The 14,008-nt window shown below is 74.0% G+C and carries 13 protein-coding genes; 6 read left to right on the top strand and 7 right to left on the bottom strand.

What is annotated here, in order from left to right:
- Positions 1-185: 185 nt before the first annotated feature.
- From kdpF to BDZ31_RS23155, 5 genes are all read left to right on the top strand, one after another.
- Positions 186-275, top strand: coding sequence for a K(+)-transporting ATPase subunit F (kdpF, locus tag BDZ31_RS23175; RefSeq protein ID WP_183345637.1), 90 nt, complete (start codon positions 186-188; stop codon positions 273-275).
- Positions 272-2,008 carry a potassium-transporting ATPase subunit KdpA gene (kdpA, locus tag BDZ31_RS23170; RefSeq protein WP_183345635.1) on the top strand — a complete coding sequence of 579 codons (1,737 nt, stop codon included), beginning with the start codon at positions 272-274 and terminating at the stop codon, positions 2,006-2,008. The genes kdpF and kdpA overlap by 4 nt, the downstream gene beginning before the upstream one ends.
- A complete protein-coding gene (gene kdpC, locus BDZ31_RS23165; RefSeq protein WP_183345633.1) occupies positions 2,005-2,589 on the top strand; it encodes a potassium-transporting ATPase subunit KdpC in 585 nt (194 codons plus the stop codon). The genes kdpA and kdpC overlap by 4 nt, the downstream gene beginning before the upstream one ends.
- Complete coding sequence (kdpB, locus tag BDZ31_RS23160; protein WP_183345631.1) at positions 2,586-4,727, top strand: potassium-transporting ATPase subunit KdpB; 2,142 nt, start codon at positions 2,586-2,588, stop codon at positions 4,725-4,727. Before kdpC ends, kdpB begins: the two co-directional genes overlap by 4 nt.
- 168 nt (positions 4,728-4,895) lie before the next feature.
- Complete coding sequence (locus BDZ31_RS23155; protein WP_183345629.1) at positions 4,896-6,518, top strand: peptidoglycan-binding protein; 1,623 nt, start codon at positions 4,896-4,898, stop codon at positions 6,516-6,518.
- A gap of 18 nt (positions 6,519-6,536) precedes the next feature.
- On the opposite strand, the gene BDZ31_RS23150 is transcribed toward BDZ31_RS23155, so the two are convergent.
- From BDZ31_RS23150 to BDZ31_RS23140, 3 genes are all read right to left on the bottom strand, one after another.
- Positions 6,537-6,896 (bottom strand): hypothetical protein, encoded by a 360-nt coding sequence (locus tag BDZ31_RS23150; protein WP_183345627.1) that lies wholly within the window; start codon positions 6,894-6,896, stop codon positions 6,537-6,539.
- A 101-nt stretch (positions 6,897-6,997) separates the two neighbouring features.
- Positions 6,998-8,170, bottom strand: a complete 1,173-nt coding sequence (locus tag BDZ31_RS23145) for an ABC transporter permease (RefSeq protein ID WP_183345625.1) — start codon at positions 8,168-8,170, stop codon at positions 6,998-7,000.
- On the bottom strand, positions 8,167-9,138 hold the full coding sequence (locus tag BDZ31_RS23140) for an ABC transporter ATP-binding protein (protein ID WP_183345623.1): 972 nt from the start codon (positions 9,136-9,138) through the stop codon (positions 8,167-8,169). Before BDZ31_RS23140 ends, BDZ31_RS23145 begins: the two co-directional genes overlap by 4 nt.
- A 105-nt stretch (positions 9,139-9,243) precedes the next feature.
- Here BDZ31_RS23140 and BDZ31_RS23135 point away from each other — a divergent pair, with 105 nt between their 5' ends.
- Positions 9,244-10,038: a DUF3891 family protein gene (locus tag BDZ31_RS23135; RefSeq protein WP_183345621.1), complete on the top strand. Its 795-nt coding sequence runs from the start codon at positions 9,244-9,246 to the stop codon at positions 10,036-10,038.
- Between the two features lie 10 nt (positions 10,039-10,048).
- Here the strand turns inward: BDZ31_RS23135 and BDZ31_RS23130 are convergent, their stop codons facing one another.
- From BDZ31_RS23130 to BDZ31_RS23115, 4 genes are all read right to left on the bottom strand, one after another.
- Positions 10,049-10,399 (bottom strand): YbjQ family protein, encoded by a 351-nt coding sequence (locus BDZ31_RS23130; protein ID WP_183345619.1) that lies wholly within the window; start codon positions 10,397-10,399, stop codon positions 10,049-10,051.
- A gap of 101 nt (positions 10,400-10,500) precedes the next feature.
- A complete protein-coding gene (locus tag BDZ31_RS23125) occupies positions 10,501-11,640 on the bottom strand; it encodes an acyl-CoA dehydrogenase family protein (protein ID WP_183345617.1) in 1,140 nt (379 codons plus the stop codon).
- Positions 11,637-12,848 carry an acyl-CoA dehydrogenase family protein gene (locus tag BDZ31_RS23120; protein ID WP_183345615.1) on the bottom strand — a complete coding sequence of 404 codons (1,212 nt, stop codon included), beginning with the start codon at positions 12,846-12,848 and terminating at the stop codon, positions 11,637-11,639. The genes BDZ31_RS23125 and BDZ31_RS23120 overlap by 4 nt, the downstream gene beginning before the upstream one ends.
- Before the next feature lie 135 nt (positions 12,849-12,983).
- A complete protein-coding gene (locus BDZ31_RS23115) occupies positions 12,984-13,964 on the bottom strand; it encodes a D-alanyl-D-alanine carboxypeptidase family protein (RefSeq protein ID WP_183345613.1) in 981 nt (326 codons plus the stop codon).
- Positions 13,965-14,008: the final 44 nt, after the last annotated feature.

Here is a 14,008-nt window from a genome sequence, read left to right as displayed (position 1 = left end):
CGGCGAGCCGACCGCCTGTCCGCACCGCGCCCCGCCCTTGACGAAATCTTGATGGCGACCGGCTGAATCTTGACCCGGGCTGGGCGCCGCGGGGCGCACGCTGCGGTCATGGACTTGATCGCCGTCGCCGTCGCGCTCCTCTTCTTCGCCGCGATGCTCGCCCTGATCGAGGGGGTCGACCGGGTATGAGCCTCGGGAACGCCGTCGGGATCGCCGTCTCGATCGCCCTCTTCGCCTACCTCGCCTACGCGCTGCTGCGCGGGGAGAAGCTGTGACGACGGCACAGGGCTGGCTTCAGGTCGGCCTCTTCTGCGCGCTGCTGACGGCGCTGACGCCGCTGCTCGGCGCCTACATGCACAAGGTCTTCCGCGGCGACGCGATCCTCGCGAGCAGCGCCGGCCGCGTCGAGCGCGGCTTCTACCGGATCCTCCGCGTCGACCCCGGCGAGGAGCAGGACTGGAAGGCCTACGCCCGCTCCGTCCTCGTCGTCAGCCTCGGCTCCTGGCTGCTGCTCTACCTGATCCTGCGCACCCAGGGCATCCATCCCTTCAACCCGGCCGGCTTCTCCTCCGGCCCGGCCGACCTCTCGTTCAACACCGCCTCGTCGTTCGTCTCCAACACCAACTGGCAGTTCTACGCCGGCGAGACGACGCTCTCGAACTTCAGCCAGATGGCCGGCCTCGCGGTGCAGAACTTCGTCTCCGCGGCGGTCGGGATCGCGGTCGCGATCGCCGTCATCCGCGGCTTCTCGAACCGCAGCCTGAGCACGCTCGGCTGCTTCTGGGTCGACTTCACGCGCGCGCTCCTCTACGTGCTGCTGCCGATCGCCTTCGCGCTCGCGCTCCTCTTCGTCTCCCAGGGCGTCGTGCAGTCGCTCGCGCCCGCCCGCGCCTTCACGAGCCTCGAGGGCGCCGAGCAGGCGATCGCGCTCGGGCCGGTCGCCTCGCAAGAGGCGATCAAGCTGCTCGGCACCAACGGCGGCGGCTTCTTCAACGTCAACTCGGCGATGCCGTTCGAGAACCCGAGCGGCCTCGTCAACGTCGTCCAGATGCTGGCGATCCTCGCCATCCCCGCCGGCCTGACCGCGACCTTCGGCCGCATGGTCGGCAACCGCCGCCAGGGCTGGATGATCTACGGCGCGATGTTCGCGTTCTTCGCGGCCGCCGTCGCGATCGTCTACGCGGCCGAGGCGCACGGCTCGCCGGCGCAGCACCTGGCCGGGATCGCGGGCGGCAACCTCGAGGGCAAGGAGACGCGCTTCGGGATGCCCGGCACGTCGCTGTTCGCGGTCGTCACGACCGTCGCCTCGTGCGGCGCCGTCAACGCCGCGATGGAGTCGCTGACGGGCATCGGCGGCGCGATCCCGATGGCGAACATGATGACCGGCGAGGTGATCTTCGGCGGGGTCGGCTCCGGCCTCTACAGCATGCTGATGTTCGTCATCCTCGCGGTCTTCGTCGCGGGCCTGATGGTCGGGCGCACGCCCGAGCTCCTCGGCAAGAAGATCGGCGCCCGCGAGGTGAAGCTGACGATGATCGGCACGCTCGCGGCGCCGCTGCTCGCGCTCGTCGCGACGGCCGCCGCGATCGCCTCCGGCCACGGCCTCAGATCGATCCACAACGGCGGACCGCAGGGCTTCTCCGAGACGCTCTACGCCTACGTCTCGCAGGCCAACAACAACGGCTCGGCGTTCGCCGGCTACACCGGCTTCGTGCAGCCGAACGCCCCCGGCAACGCGGGCGCCTTCGGCCTCACCTTCGCCGACCTGCTCGGCGGCGGGGCGATGCTCGCCGGCCGCTTCCTGCCGCTGGTCGCCGTGCTGGCGATCGCCGGCGCGCTCGCCGGCCGCACGGCCCACCCCGACGGCCCGGGCACGCTGCGCACCGACACCGCCACCTTCGGCGCGCTGACGATCGGGACGATCCTGCTCGTCGCGCTCCTCACCTTCGTCCCCGCGCTCCTGCTCGGCCCGGTCGTGCAGGGGCTGACCGATCGGATGTTCCGATGAAGCGAGATGCGCACGCCACCGTCGTCGCGCTCGCCGTGCTGACGCTCGTGCTCGGCCTCGCCTACCCGTTGGCCGTGACCGGCGTCGGGCAGGTCGCCTTCCACGACGCCGCCAACGGCAGCCAGCTGACGGTCGACGGCAGGACGGTCGGCTCGCGCCTGCTGGGCCAGGGCTTCCGCGCGACGCGCTATTTCCACAGCCGGCCGTCGCAGACCGATTGGAACCCGTCGGCGACCGCCTTCTCCAACGCCGGCCCCAACGGCGCCGACACGCGCGCCGCGATCGCCGCGCGCGCCGCCGCCTACCTCCGACTCGAAGGCAGATACGACTCGGGCCTGACCCGCGCCGCGATCCCGCCCGACGCGGTCCAGACCTCCGGCTCCGGCGTCGACCCGCACATCACGGTCGCCAACGCCCGCATCCAGGCCCGTCGCGTCGCGCAGGTGCGCGGTCTCCCGCTCGCCCGCGTCGACCGGCTCGTCGACGAGCACACCGACGGACGCGGGCTCGGCCTCTTCGGCGAGCCCGGCGTGAACGTGCTGGAGCTGAACGTCGCGCTCGACCAGGAGACCGCCCGATGACCGGCCAGACGCTCGCACCGCCCCAGCACGACCCGTCCGCCGCGCCGGGTGAGCCGGGACGGGACGGGCCCCGGCGCCGCGCACGCTCGCTGCTGGAGCCGGCGATCCTCACGACGGCGCTGCTCGACGCGCTGCGCAAGCTCGATCCACGGCGGATGGTCCGCAACCCGGTGATGTTCGTCGTCGAGGTCGGCGCGCTGCTGACGACGCTCGTGTGGGCCGTGCAGGCGCTCGGCGGCGAGATCGCGGGCGCCGGCGACGATCCCGCCTGGTACACGCTGACCGTCGCCGTCTGGCTGTGGCTGACCGCGATCTTCGGCAACTTCGCCGAGGCGATCGCCGAAGGCCGCGGCCGCGCGCAGGCCGCGACGCTGCGCGCGATGCGCCGCGAGACGCTCGCGACCCTGCGCGACGGCGGCGCGAAGCCGGCCGGCGAGCTGCTCCTCGGCGACGTCGTCGTCGTGGCGGCAGGGGAGACGATCCCCGGCGACGGCACCGTCATCGCCGGGATCGCGTCGGTCGACGAGTCGGCGATCACCGGCGAGTCGGCGCCGGTGATCCGCGAGGCCGGCGGCGACCGCTCGGCCGTCACGGGCGGCACGCAGGTGCTCTCCGACGAGATCGTCGTCGAGATCACGCAGCGGCCGGGCGAGTCGTTCCTCGACCGCATGATCGCGCTCGTCGAGGGCGCCAGCCGGCGCAAGACGCCGAACGAGATCGCGCTCGGGATCCTGCTCGCCGGCCTGACGCTGATCTTCCTCGTCGTCGTCGTGACGCTGCGGCCGTTCGCCGGCTACGCCGGCACGGCGACCTCGATCGCGACGCTGGTCTCGCTCCTGGTCGCGTTGATCCCGACGACGATCGGCGCGCTGCTGAGCGCGATCGGCATCGCCGGCATGGACCGGCTCGTGCGCCGCAACGTGCTCGCGCTCAGCGGCCGCGCGGTCGAGGCCTCCGGCGACGTCGACGTGCTGCTGCTCGACAAGACCGGCACGATCACGCTCGGCAACCGCCAGGCGGCCGAGTTCGTGCCGATGCCGGGCGTCAGCGAGCGCGAGCTGGCCGAGGCGGCGCAGCTCGCCTCGCTCGCCGACGAGACCCCGGAGGGGCGCTCGATCGTCGTGCTGGCGAAGGAGCGGCTCGGGATCAGGGGCCGCGAGTTGGCGGGGCTCGACGCCCGCTTCGTCCCGTTCACCGCGCAGACGCGGATGAGCGGCGTCGACCTCGGCGGCGTGAGCGTGCGCAAGGGCGCCGGCGACGCGATCGAGCGCTGGATCGAGGCCGCGGGCGGGACCGCGCCGCCCGCCCTGACGACCGCGATCGAGCGGATCGCCCGCGACGGCGGCACGCCGCTGGCGGTCGCGCGCGACGACCGGGCGCTCGGCGTGATCCACCTGAAGGACGTCGTCAAGGACGGCATGAGGCAGCGGTTCGACCACCTCCGCGCGATGGGCATCCGCACGGTGATGGTGACCGGCGACAACCCGCTGACCGCGGCGAAGATCGCGCGGGAGGCCGGCGTCGACGACTTCCTCGCCGAGGCGACGCCCGAGGCGAAGCTCGCGCTGATCCGGGAGCACCAGGCCGGCGGCCGGATGGTCGCGATGACCGGCGACGGCACGAACGACGCCCCGGCGCTGGCGCAGGCCGACGTCGGGGTCGCGATGAACAGCGGCACCCATGCGGCGCGCGAGGCCGGCAACATGGTCGACCTCGACTCCGATCCCACGAAGCTGATCGAGATCGTCGAGGTCGGCAAGCAGCTGCTGATCACGCGCGGCGCGCTGACGACCTTCTCGATCGCGAACGACGTCGCCAAGTACTTCGCGATCCTGCCGGCGATCTTCGCCGCCAGCTACGCGGCGAGCGGCGACGAGACCGCGACCGGCCCGCTCGACGCGCTCGACGTGATGGACCTCGGCAGCCCGCGCTCGGCGATCGTCAGCGCGATCGTCTTCAACGCGCTCGTGATCCCGCTGCTCGTGCCGCTGGCGCTGCGCGGCGTGCGCTTCCGCCCGCTCGGCGCGACCGCGCTGCTGCGCCGCAACCTGCTCGTCTACGGCCTCGGCGGCCTGATCGCTCCGTTCGTCGGCATCAAGCTCGTCGACCTCGTGGTGCACAACCTGCTGGGAGCGTGATCGCGACGGCGGCGCGCGACGGCACGCTCCCCGCGCAGCGGATCGTGCATCGGCGCATCGGACCGCAACGCTCGCCGCCTGACCGTGTTCTGAGCTTGCAACGGAGCGCCCGGACCCAGCCGTGCCGGACGCCTAAGCTGCTGGCGCCCGCCGGAGACCACCGACGCCATGACCGCTGCCCTCACTCGTCACACCGCCTTCCTGCTCATCGTCCTGCTCGGAGCGCTTTCCGCCTTCGCGCTCGCCCCGGCCGCCGAGGCCGACGCCGCCAAGAAGAAGCAACAGCGCGCGAAGACCGCCGCGACGCCGAAGAAGCCGCGCATCGTCTTCATCCGCTGCTCCTCGCAGCCGTTCCCCTGCCAGGGTTCGCACTCGATCGTGGTGCGCACCGGGCGGATGCTGATCGGCGCCGGCGGGATGACGCGCCGCGCGAAGGTCGAGTTCCCGGTCCGCAACGCGCGCACCGGCAAGGTCGGCAAGCGCCGCGTCGGCGGCACCTTCCGCACGAGAACGCGGATCGTCGTGCGCGTCCCCGGCAACGCCATCAGCGGCCGCATCCGCGTCGTGATGCCCGGCCCGCGCTACTCCAACCGCGTCCGCGTGACCGTCCGCCGGGCGCCGCTGCCGAAGGCGAGAGCGCCGGCGAGATCGCCGATCCCGAGCGTCGGCAGAAGCGCATTCGACGGCGGCGGGATGTGGGTCTGGTACCTGAGCAGATCCGAGCGCGGCGACCCCGAGGCGATGGCGGCGCGGGCCGCCGCGGCCGGCGTCCGCACCGTCTTCGTCAAGAGCGCCGACGGCACCAACGTCTGGTCGCAGTTCTCCAGCAGCACCGTCGCCGCGCTGAAGGCGACCGGCCTCAACGTCTGCGGCTGGCACTTCGTCTACGGCAACGACCCGATCGGCGAGGCGCGCGCCAGCGCCGCCGCCAAGACCGCCGGCGCCGACTGCTTCGTGATCGACGCCGAGACCGCCTACGAGGGCAAGTACGCGCAGGCGCAGCGCTACGTGCGCGCGCTTCGCGCCGCCGTCGGCGACGACTTCCCGATCGGCCTGACGAGCTTCCCCTACGTCCACTACCACGGCTCGTTCCCGTACTCGGTCTTCATGGGCCCGGGCGGTGCGACGTTCAACCTCCCGCAGGTGTACTGGAAGGAGATCGGCGACACCCCCGATCGCAGCCTCCAGCTCACCTACCAGTACAACACGGTCTACAAGACGCCGATCTTCCCGCTCGGGCAGGCGTACGACGCGCCGCCGGCGAGCGAGATCCGCCGCTTCCGTCAGCTGTCGGAGGCATACGGCGCACGCGGCATCAGCTGGTGGGTGTGGGACTTCGCGCGCCCCGCCGACTGGGCCGCGCTCGGCGCCGACCTCCCGGCGATCGCGGCGCCGGCCGACCCCGGCTGGCCGACGCTGGCGCTGCGCTCGAAGGGCGATCTCGTCGTGTGGGCGCAGCAGCACCTCGCCGGCGCCGGTCACTCGATCGCGATCGACGGCGACTTCGGCGCCGGCACGCAGAGAGCGGTTCGCGCCTACCAGGCGGCGAAGGGGCTGACGCCGACCGGCGCGATCGACGCCGCGACCTGGCCGACGCTGCTGAGAGAGACCCCGCGCGAGCCCAACTGGGTCGCGCGCGCCTCGAAGGCGGCCCGCGCCGCCGCGAACGGCAAGGGCGCCCGCGCCGCGACCGCCGCCGCCAACCGCCTGCCGGCCGTCAACGGCCCGACGTCGGCGTCGATGAGAGCGCGCCGGTACGAGATCGCGGGCGGCCCGCCGCGCCGGCGATAGCGCTGCGGGCCGGCACGGCTATCTCGTCAGCTCGTCGAGCTGACGCTGCGCCTCCTCGAGCTGCTGCTTCGCATCGGCGGGGATCTCCGCGTCCTTCAGCTCGTCGACGGCGTCGCCGGCCGCTCTGACCGCGTCGTCCTGCAGCTCTCTGGCCTGCTCCTGCAGCTGTCTCCTCGCCGCCGCGGGGTCGATCTCGCCGCGCTCGACCTTCCGCTGCAGCTCTCTCATCTTCTCCTGGAGCGCTCTGCCCTTCTCCTGGATCTGCGTGCTCCGCTTCTGCAGCGACTCGACCGCGTCGCCGGCGGAGTCCTCGCCACAGCCGCCGACGGCGACGGCGGCGCCCGCGGCGAGCGCGAGCAGCGGCGTCTTGATCCTCACTGATGTCCTCCTCGGTGTCAGGGGTTCGTGCGTCGTGTGCCGGCGCACATCAAAGTGGATCGGCCGGTCGACGTCAGCCGCCGACCGCGCTCGCGTCCCTCTCAGCCGCGCGTCGCGAGCACGCTGCGCAGCGAGACCTTCGGGCCCATCCGCAGCGCGGCGCGCGAGTAGACGACCGTCGCGAGCCGCAGCAGCGCGGCGATCGAGGCGGCGGTCAGCGCGATCGAGGCGACCAGCTGCCAGGTCGGCACGTCGGTCACGAGCCAGCGGGCCGGCATCGCCATCGGCGCGCTCGGCGGCAGGAAGGAGAGGACGGTCATCATCGCGCCCTCGGGATCCTGGATCGCGACGAACGAGAGGATGTAGGCGGCGATCACGATCATGTTGAGCCCGCCGGTGCTCGACTGCAGGTCCTCTTGGCGCGAGACGATCGCGCCGGCGACCGCGTAGACGCACGCGTAGAGCGCGTAGCCGAGCAGGAACCACAGCACGATCAGCGCGACCCAGCCGGCGGTCACCCTCGGCAGGTCGACGGCGTCGAGCAGGTTCGCGCCGATCAGGCCGACCGCGATCACGAGCAGGAACTGCCCGATTCCGAGCAGGCCGAGGCCGACGATCTTGCCGGCGAGCAGCTCGCGCGGCCGGATCGCGCTCAGCACGACCTCGATCACGCGCGAGGACTTCTCCTCGACGATGCCGCTGGCGACCCACATGCCGTAGCTGAAGATCGCGATGTAGAGCAGCAGGATCGCGATGAACGCGATCCCCTGGCGGGTGCCGAGGTCGGAGTCGCCGGGGTCGAGCACCGCGACGCGCAGCGGCTCGGGCGCGAGCGCCGCGCTCAGCCGGTCGGCGGGGACGCCGGCGGCGTCGAGCGCGTCGCGCAGCGCCAGCTCGCGGCGGACCGACTGGATCGCCGCGGCGAGCGTGTCGTCGCGGTCGTCCTCGAGCACGACCTCGCGTCCGTCGACGACCGCCGCGTCGGCGTCGCCGTCCTCGACCGCTCTGACCGCGGCGGCGCGGTCGGGCAGCGCCGTCGTCTCGACGGTCGCGTCGAGCGCCGGGCCGGTCGCGCGCAGCGGCTCCGCGTACTGCTGGGAGGCGCCGCCGACGAGCGCGACCGTGCGCGTCTCCTCGCCGCCGCCGGTGAGCCCGGCGATCGCGAGCACGACCACCACCGCGACCAGCTGGATCGCCGTGCCGACCTGGAAGGCGCGGCTGCGGAGCCGCTCGACGATCTCCCGGCGGGCGACGATCGCGCGGGCGCCGTTCACGCCGCCCGCTCCTCGACGCGCGCCGCGCCCGCGGCCGTCTCCTCGCCGCCGTCGCCGACGACCTCGCGGAACAGCTCGGTGAGCGTCGGCAGCACGATGCTGAAGTGGGTGACCGCCCCGGCCGCGCGGGCGCGGTCGAGCAGCTGCTGCGGATCGGCGGCGTCGTCGAGCGCGACCAGCAGGCCCGGCTCGTCGTCCCGCGACGGCAGCACCTCGGCGCCGGGCATGCCGGCGAGCCAGCCGGCGCCGTCCGCGCCCTCCAGCTCGATCCGCACGACCCGTCGGCGGTCGCGCCGGCGCAGCTCGTCGACCGGGCCGGCGGCGACGATCCGCCCGTCCTTGACGATCGTGACGCGGTCGCAGAGCCGCTCGACCAGCTCGAGCTGATGGCTGGAGAAGAGCACCGGGACGCCGCGGGCGACCTCCTCCTGCAGCACGCTCGCGAGCACGTCGACGCCGATCGGGTCGAGGCCGGAGAAGGGCTCGTCGAGCACGAGCAGGTCGGGGCCGTGGACGAGCGCGGCGGCGAGCTGGACGCGCTGCTGGTTGCCGAGCGACAGGCTCTCGAGCGTCGCGTCGGCGCGGTCGGCGATGCCGAGACGGTCGAGCAGGTCGTCGGTCGCGCGCTGGGCCTCCGTCCCGTCGAGGCCGTGGAGGCGCGCGAGGTAGACGAGCTGGTCGGCGACGCGCATCTTCGGGTAGAGGCCGCGCTCCTCGGGCATGTAGCCGAACCGTCGGCGGGCGTCGGCGTCGACCGGCGCGCCGCGCCACGTGACCGTCCCGCTGTCGGGGCCGAGCACGCCGAGGACGATCCGCATCGTGCTCGTCTTGCCCGCGCCGTTGGGGCCGACGAAGCCGGTCATGACGCCCGGCTCGACGTCGAGCGAGAGACCGTCGAGGGCGACCACGCTGCCATAGCTGAGCTTGAGATCGCGGCACTGCAGCACGGCGGCGGAACCTATCGACATCGCGCCGACCGTGCCCGCTGGGGCGAGCGGCAAACGTCGGCGCGTCACGATCGACGCCCGCGCCGCGACGCGTGCGCGCCCGCCGCGCCGGGGTAGGCTCGCCCCATGCTCGTGCGCGACGACGGCGACGCCTGGCAGCTCGTCCTGCAGACCGACCACGCCGACCTCGCCGGCCAGCTGCTCGCGGCGTGGGGCGGCGACGGCTTCGCGCCGCCCGCGCCCCGCGCCTCGGTCGTGCGCGCCGGGCTGCGCCACGACGACGGCTGGGCGGTCTGGGAGCAGTCGCCGCGGCTCGACCCCGACAGCGGCGCGCCGCAGAGCTTCCTCGGCGTCGCGGTGCCGGTCCACCTCGCCTTCTACCGCGCCGGCGTCGAGGTCGTCTGCGACGAGGACCCGTACGCCGGCCTGCTCGTCTCGATGCACATGAGCGGCCTCTACCGCCGCCGCTACGGCGTCGTGCCGGCCGGCGAGATGAGACTCGACCCGGAGCTGCGCGCCCGCGCCGACCTCTTCTGCGACCAGGAGGAGGAGCGCCAGGCCGCGCTCGCCGCGCGGCTGGAGGTCGACGACGCAGAGCGCTGGACCAACTACGCGCTGCTGCAGATCGCCGACCTGCTGTCGCTCCACTGCGGGCTCGCCGACCTCGAGTCCGGCGGGCCGGGGGCGGCCGGCGCGCTGCGCGACGTGCCGACCGCCGACGGCGGCAGAGCCGACGTCGCGATCTCCCCGCTGGGCCCCTGGCGGCTGCGGCTCGACCCGTACCCGTTCGCCGACAGCCCGCTGGCGCTGTCGATGGTCCGCCGCGTGGTGCCGAAGCGGGCGTGGCCCGACGACGACGCCTTCCGCGCCGACCTCGCCGCGACGCGGCCCGAGACGGTGCGGATCTACCTCCAGGCGTAGCGCGGGCCGCTCACGCCGGCGGCGCGTACGCCCGGCGGACGGTGACCGCGGTCCCGTAGGCGGCGACCTCGCTCATCACGCTGCCGATGTCGTTGCAGTCGAAGCGCATCGCGATGACGGCGTTGGCGCCGTGCTCGCGGGCGGCTTCCTTGAGCCGGTCGACGGCGTGGTTGCGCGACTCCGTCAGCAGCTTCGTGTAGCCCTTCACCTCGCCGCCGGCGATCGTGCGGAAGGAGGCGCCGATGTTGCCGAAGGCGTTGCGGGCCCGCACGACGAGCCCGAAGACCTCGCCGTAGACCTCGACGACCTCGTAGCCGGGCAGGTCGTTCATCGTCGTGATGATCACGTCAGCGTCGTCCATCGCCGGGACGTTCCCACCCGCGCCGGACGCCGCACCGGGGAGGAGCGGCGCCCAGGGGGTGATATCGATCCCCTGGACGCCGCTCCTCCCGCGGCGGCGCGCTACGCGGCGGCCTGGCCGAGCAGCTCGGCGGCGACCCGGTCGGTGGCGTCGCCGGTGCCGCCGAGCAGGCGGCGCGACAGCTGGGCGCGGCGGAAGAACAACGGCGCGTCGTGCTCCCAGGTCGCGCCGATGCCGCCGTGGACGGAGATCAGCTCGCGCGCCGCGTAGTCGAGCGCGCCGCCGGCGCAGGAGCGGGCGGCGCTGGCGGCGAGCGCGAACTCATCGGGTTTGCTGCCGTGCGCCCAGCCGGCGTAGTAGAGCGGCGAGCGCGTGTTCTCCTGGCGCCGGAGGACCTCGGTCAGCGCGTGCTTGATCGCCTGGTAGGAGCCGATCGGGCGGCCGAAGGTGAACCGCTCCTTCGCGTACTCGACCGAGCGCCGCAGCGCCTCCTCGACCGCTCCCAGCGACTCGGCCGCGATCAGCGCCTGCGCGAGGAACCACGCCGCCGCGAGCTGCTCGCCGTCGACGTCGAGCAGCCGGCCGCGCGCGCCGTCGAGCGTCACGTGGCCGAGCGGCCGCGTCGCGTCGTAGGCGCTCGCCGCCTCGATCGCGACGCCGGCCGCGCCGCCGTCGATCGCGACCGCGCGCGGCCTCCCGTCGGACTCGACCGCGGCGACGACCAGCACGTCGGCGCCGGGCGCGTCGGGGACCCACGCGACCGTGCCGGAGACGGTCGCCCCGCCGTCGCTGCCGCCGACGGTGACGGCCGGCGCCGGCGCGCGCCGTATGCCGCGGCGCGGCTCGGCGGTCCAGGCGGGATCGCGGTCGTCGCCCGGCCGCGCCGGCACGAACGCCGCCCGCGCCGCGCCGGAGGCGAGCCGGGCGAGCAGCTGGCCCTCGCCGCCGTCGGCGTCGAGCAGCGCCGTCGCCGGCAGGTGGCCGAGCAGCGCGACGCCGGCGAGGACGCGGCCGCACTCGGCGGCGACGAGCATCGCGTCGATCGCGCCGAGGCCGGCGCCGCCGTGGTCCTCGGAGATCAGCAGTCCGGTCCAGCCGGCCTGCGCGGTGGTCGGCCACAGGTCCGGCAGCTCCGCTCCTTCGAGCGCGTCGCGCGCCGCCTCGACCGTTCTGACGCGGCCGAGCGCGTCTCTCGCCGCCTCCCGCAGGAAGACCTGCTCGTCGGAGAGCTCGAAGTTCATGCCTGCACCTCCTGGCGCTCCTTCGCGCGCAGCTCCGAGAACGGGATCCCCTTGTCGAGGCGCGGCTCCGGCGGCAGGCCGAGGACGCGCTCGCCGATCGTGTTGCGGAGGATCTCCTCCGTGCCGCCGGCCGACTTGAGGCCCGGCAGGAAGGAGATCAGGTCGGCCCACTCGCCCCTCTGGAGCGTCTCGGGGCCGAGCACGTCGGCGATCAGGTCGCCGGCGGCGATCGCCGCGTTCACCGCCGTCACCTTGCCGAGGCCGGCCTCCGGTCCCGGGATGCGGCCCTTGCTGATCGCCGTCAGCAGCCGGTAGCCGGTGAAGCGCAGCGCCAGCAGCTCGGTCGCCAGCTCGCCGTAGGCGCGGCGGACGCCGCCGTCGGCGGCGGCGACCGGGTCGCTCGCGATCGCCGCGGCGAAGCGGTCGGCGCGGTAGCCGAGCCCCTCGCTGCCGGCGCCGATCGTCAGCCGCTCGAACATCAGCGTCGTCAGCGCGACCGCCCAGCCGCCGTTGACCGGCCCGACCTCGCTGCCGGGCTCGAGCTTGACGTCGTCGAAGAAGACCTCGTTGAACTCCGGCTCGCCGGAGATCTGCCGCAGCGGCCGGATCGTCACGCCGGCGGCGTCCATCGGCACGACGAACATCGTCAGGCCGTTGTGCTTGGGCAGGTCGGCGTCGGTGCGCGCGAGCAGCAGGCCGAACGCCGCGAACTGGGCGTTGGTCGTCCACACCTTCTGGCCGGTGATCCGCCAGCCGCCGTCGTCGTCGCGCACGGCGCGCGCCTGGATCCCGGCGAGGTCGGAGCCGGCGGCCGGCTCGGAGAAGAGCTGGCACCAGACCTCGTCGCCGTGCAGCATCGGCGCGAGGTAGCGCTGCTTCTGCTCGTCGCTGCCGTGGGCGATGATCGTCGGACCGAGCATCCCGACGCCGATCACGTCGAGGATCCCCGGGACGCCGGCCGCGGCCAGCTCCTGGTTGACGACGACCTGCTCGAGCGGGCCGCGGCCCTGGCCGCCGTGCTCGGCCGGCCAGGTGACGCCGACGTAGCCGGCCTCGGCGAGGCGCCGCTGCCAGGCGCGGTGCGCGGCGACCCCCTCCGCGTCGTCGCCGGTGCCGCGCGTTCTCGGCGCGTGGGAGGCGTTCTCCTCGAGCCAGGCGCGCACCTGCGAGCGGTACGCGGCGAGCTCGGGCGAGTCGTTCAGGTCCACGACACTCCTTCCTGACTGGCTGGTCGGCCAAATCTCTCGTCAGCCCACCTTACCGCCCACCCGCCGGTCGCGAGCTGCGTCGATCTGCCTACCGCTGCGGTGGGCAGATCGACGCAGCTCGCGGTGAGCGGGCGCTCAGCGGGCGGCGGCGAAGCCGGCGTCGAGCAGCCTCGCGGCCTGCTTGCCGGGGTTCGGCGAGTGGAGCAGGACGACGATCAGGCGCCGCCTTCTGCCGTCGCGGCCGATGCGGGTCGCGCTGCCGACGAAGCAGCGGCCGGCGGCGTCGGTGAAGCCGGTCTTGACGCCGTCGGCGCCGGGATAGCCCATCGCCAGCAGCGGGTTGTGGTTGGCGAGCCACACCCTTCCGCCCCTGATCGGCAGCGGCATCGTCGTCAGGCGCGTGCGCACGATCCGCGCCAGCCGCCTGACCTCCAGGACCTTCCGGGCCAGGAGCGCGAGGTCGGGCGCGCACGACCAGCCGCCCTCGTCGACGATCCCCGACGGGGAGGCGAAGCGGGTGCAGGTGAGGCCGAGCTCGGCGGCGCGCGCGTTCATGATCCGCACGAACCGCCGCACCGAGCCGCCGACGTGCTGGGCGAGCGCGATCGCGGCGTCGTTGCCGGACGGCAGCATCAGCCCGTAGAGCAGCGTCTCGGCCTGCGCCCGCCGGCCCTTCGGCAGCATCCCGACCCCCGAGCCGGTGTAGGCGAGCGCCTCGCGCGTGATCGCGACCGGCTCCCGCGGCCGCGTCCGCTCGGCGACGATCAGCGCCGTCATCATCTTCGTCACGCTCGCGATCGGGAGCCGCCGCTCCGGCTCGCGGCGCCACAGGACGCGGCCGCTGGATGCGTCGACGAGCAGCCCGCTGCGCGGCGGCCTGCGCAGCCGCACGGGCAGCAGGCCGCCCTCGGCCGCGATGCGGCCGAAGTCGTGCGGCTGCGGCGTCGGCGGCGCGTCGGCGACCTCGCCGGGCGGGGAGGCCGCAACCGCCGGCGAGGCGACGCCGGAGACCGGCGCGCCGGCCCCGCCGTCGAGCAGTCCGAGCGCCAGCACGGCCGCGCCGCCGGCGGCGGCGAGCAGGCAGCAGGCCGCGATCAGATGCCGGCGCAGGAACACGGGAAGAGGATGGCAGGCGGGGCCGCGCCCGGCTGCCGGCCCGG

The organism is Conexibacter arvalis (genome assembly GCF_014199525.1).
Classification (GTDB): Bacteria; Actinomycetota; Thermoleophilia; order Solirubrobacterales; family Solirubrobacteraceae; genus Conexibacter; species Conexibacter arvalis.
The sequence above is the reverse complement of the archived record's forward strand: the minus strand, read 5'-3'. Positions and strand labels throughout refer to the sequence as shown.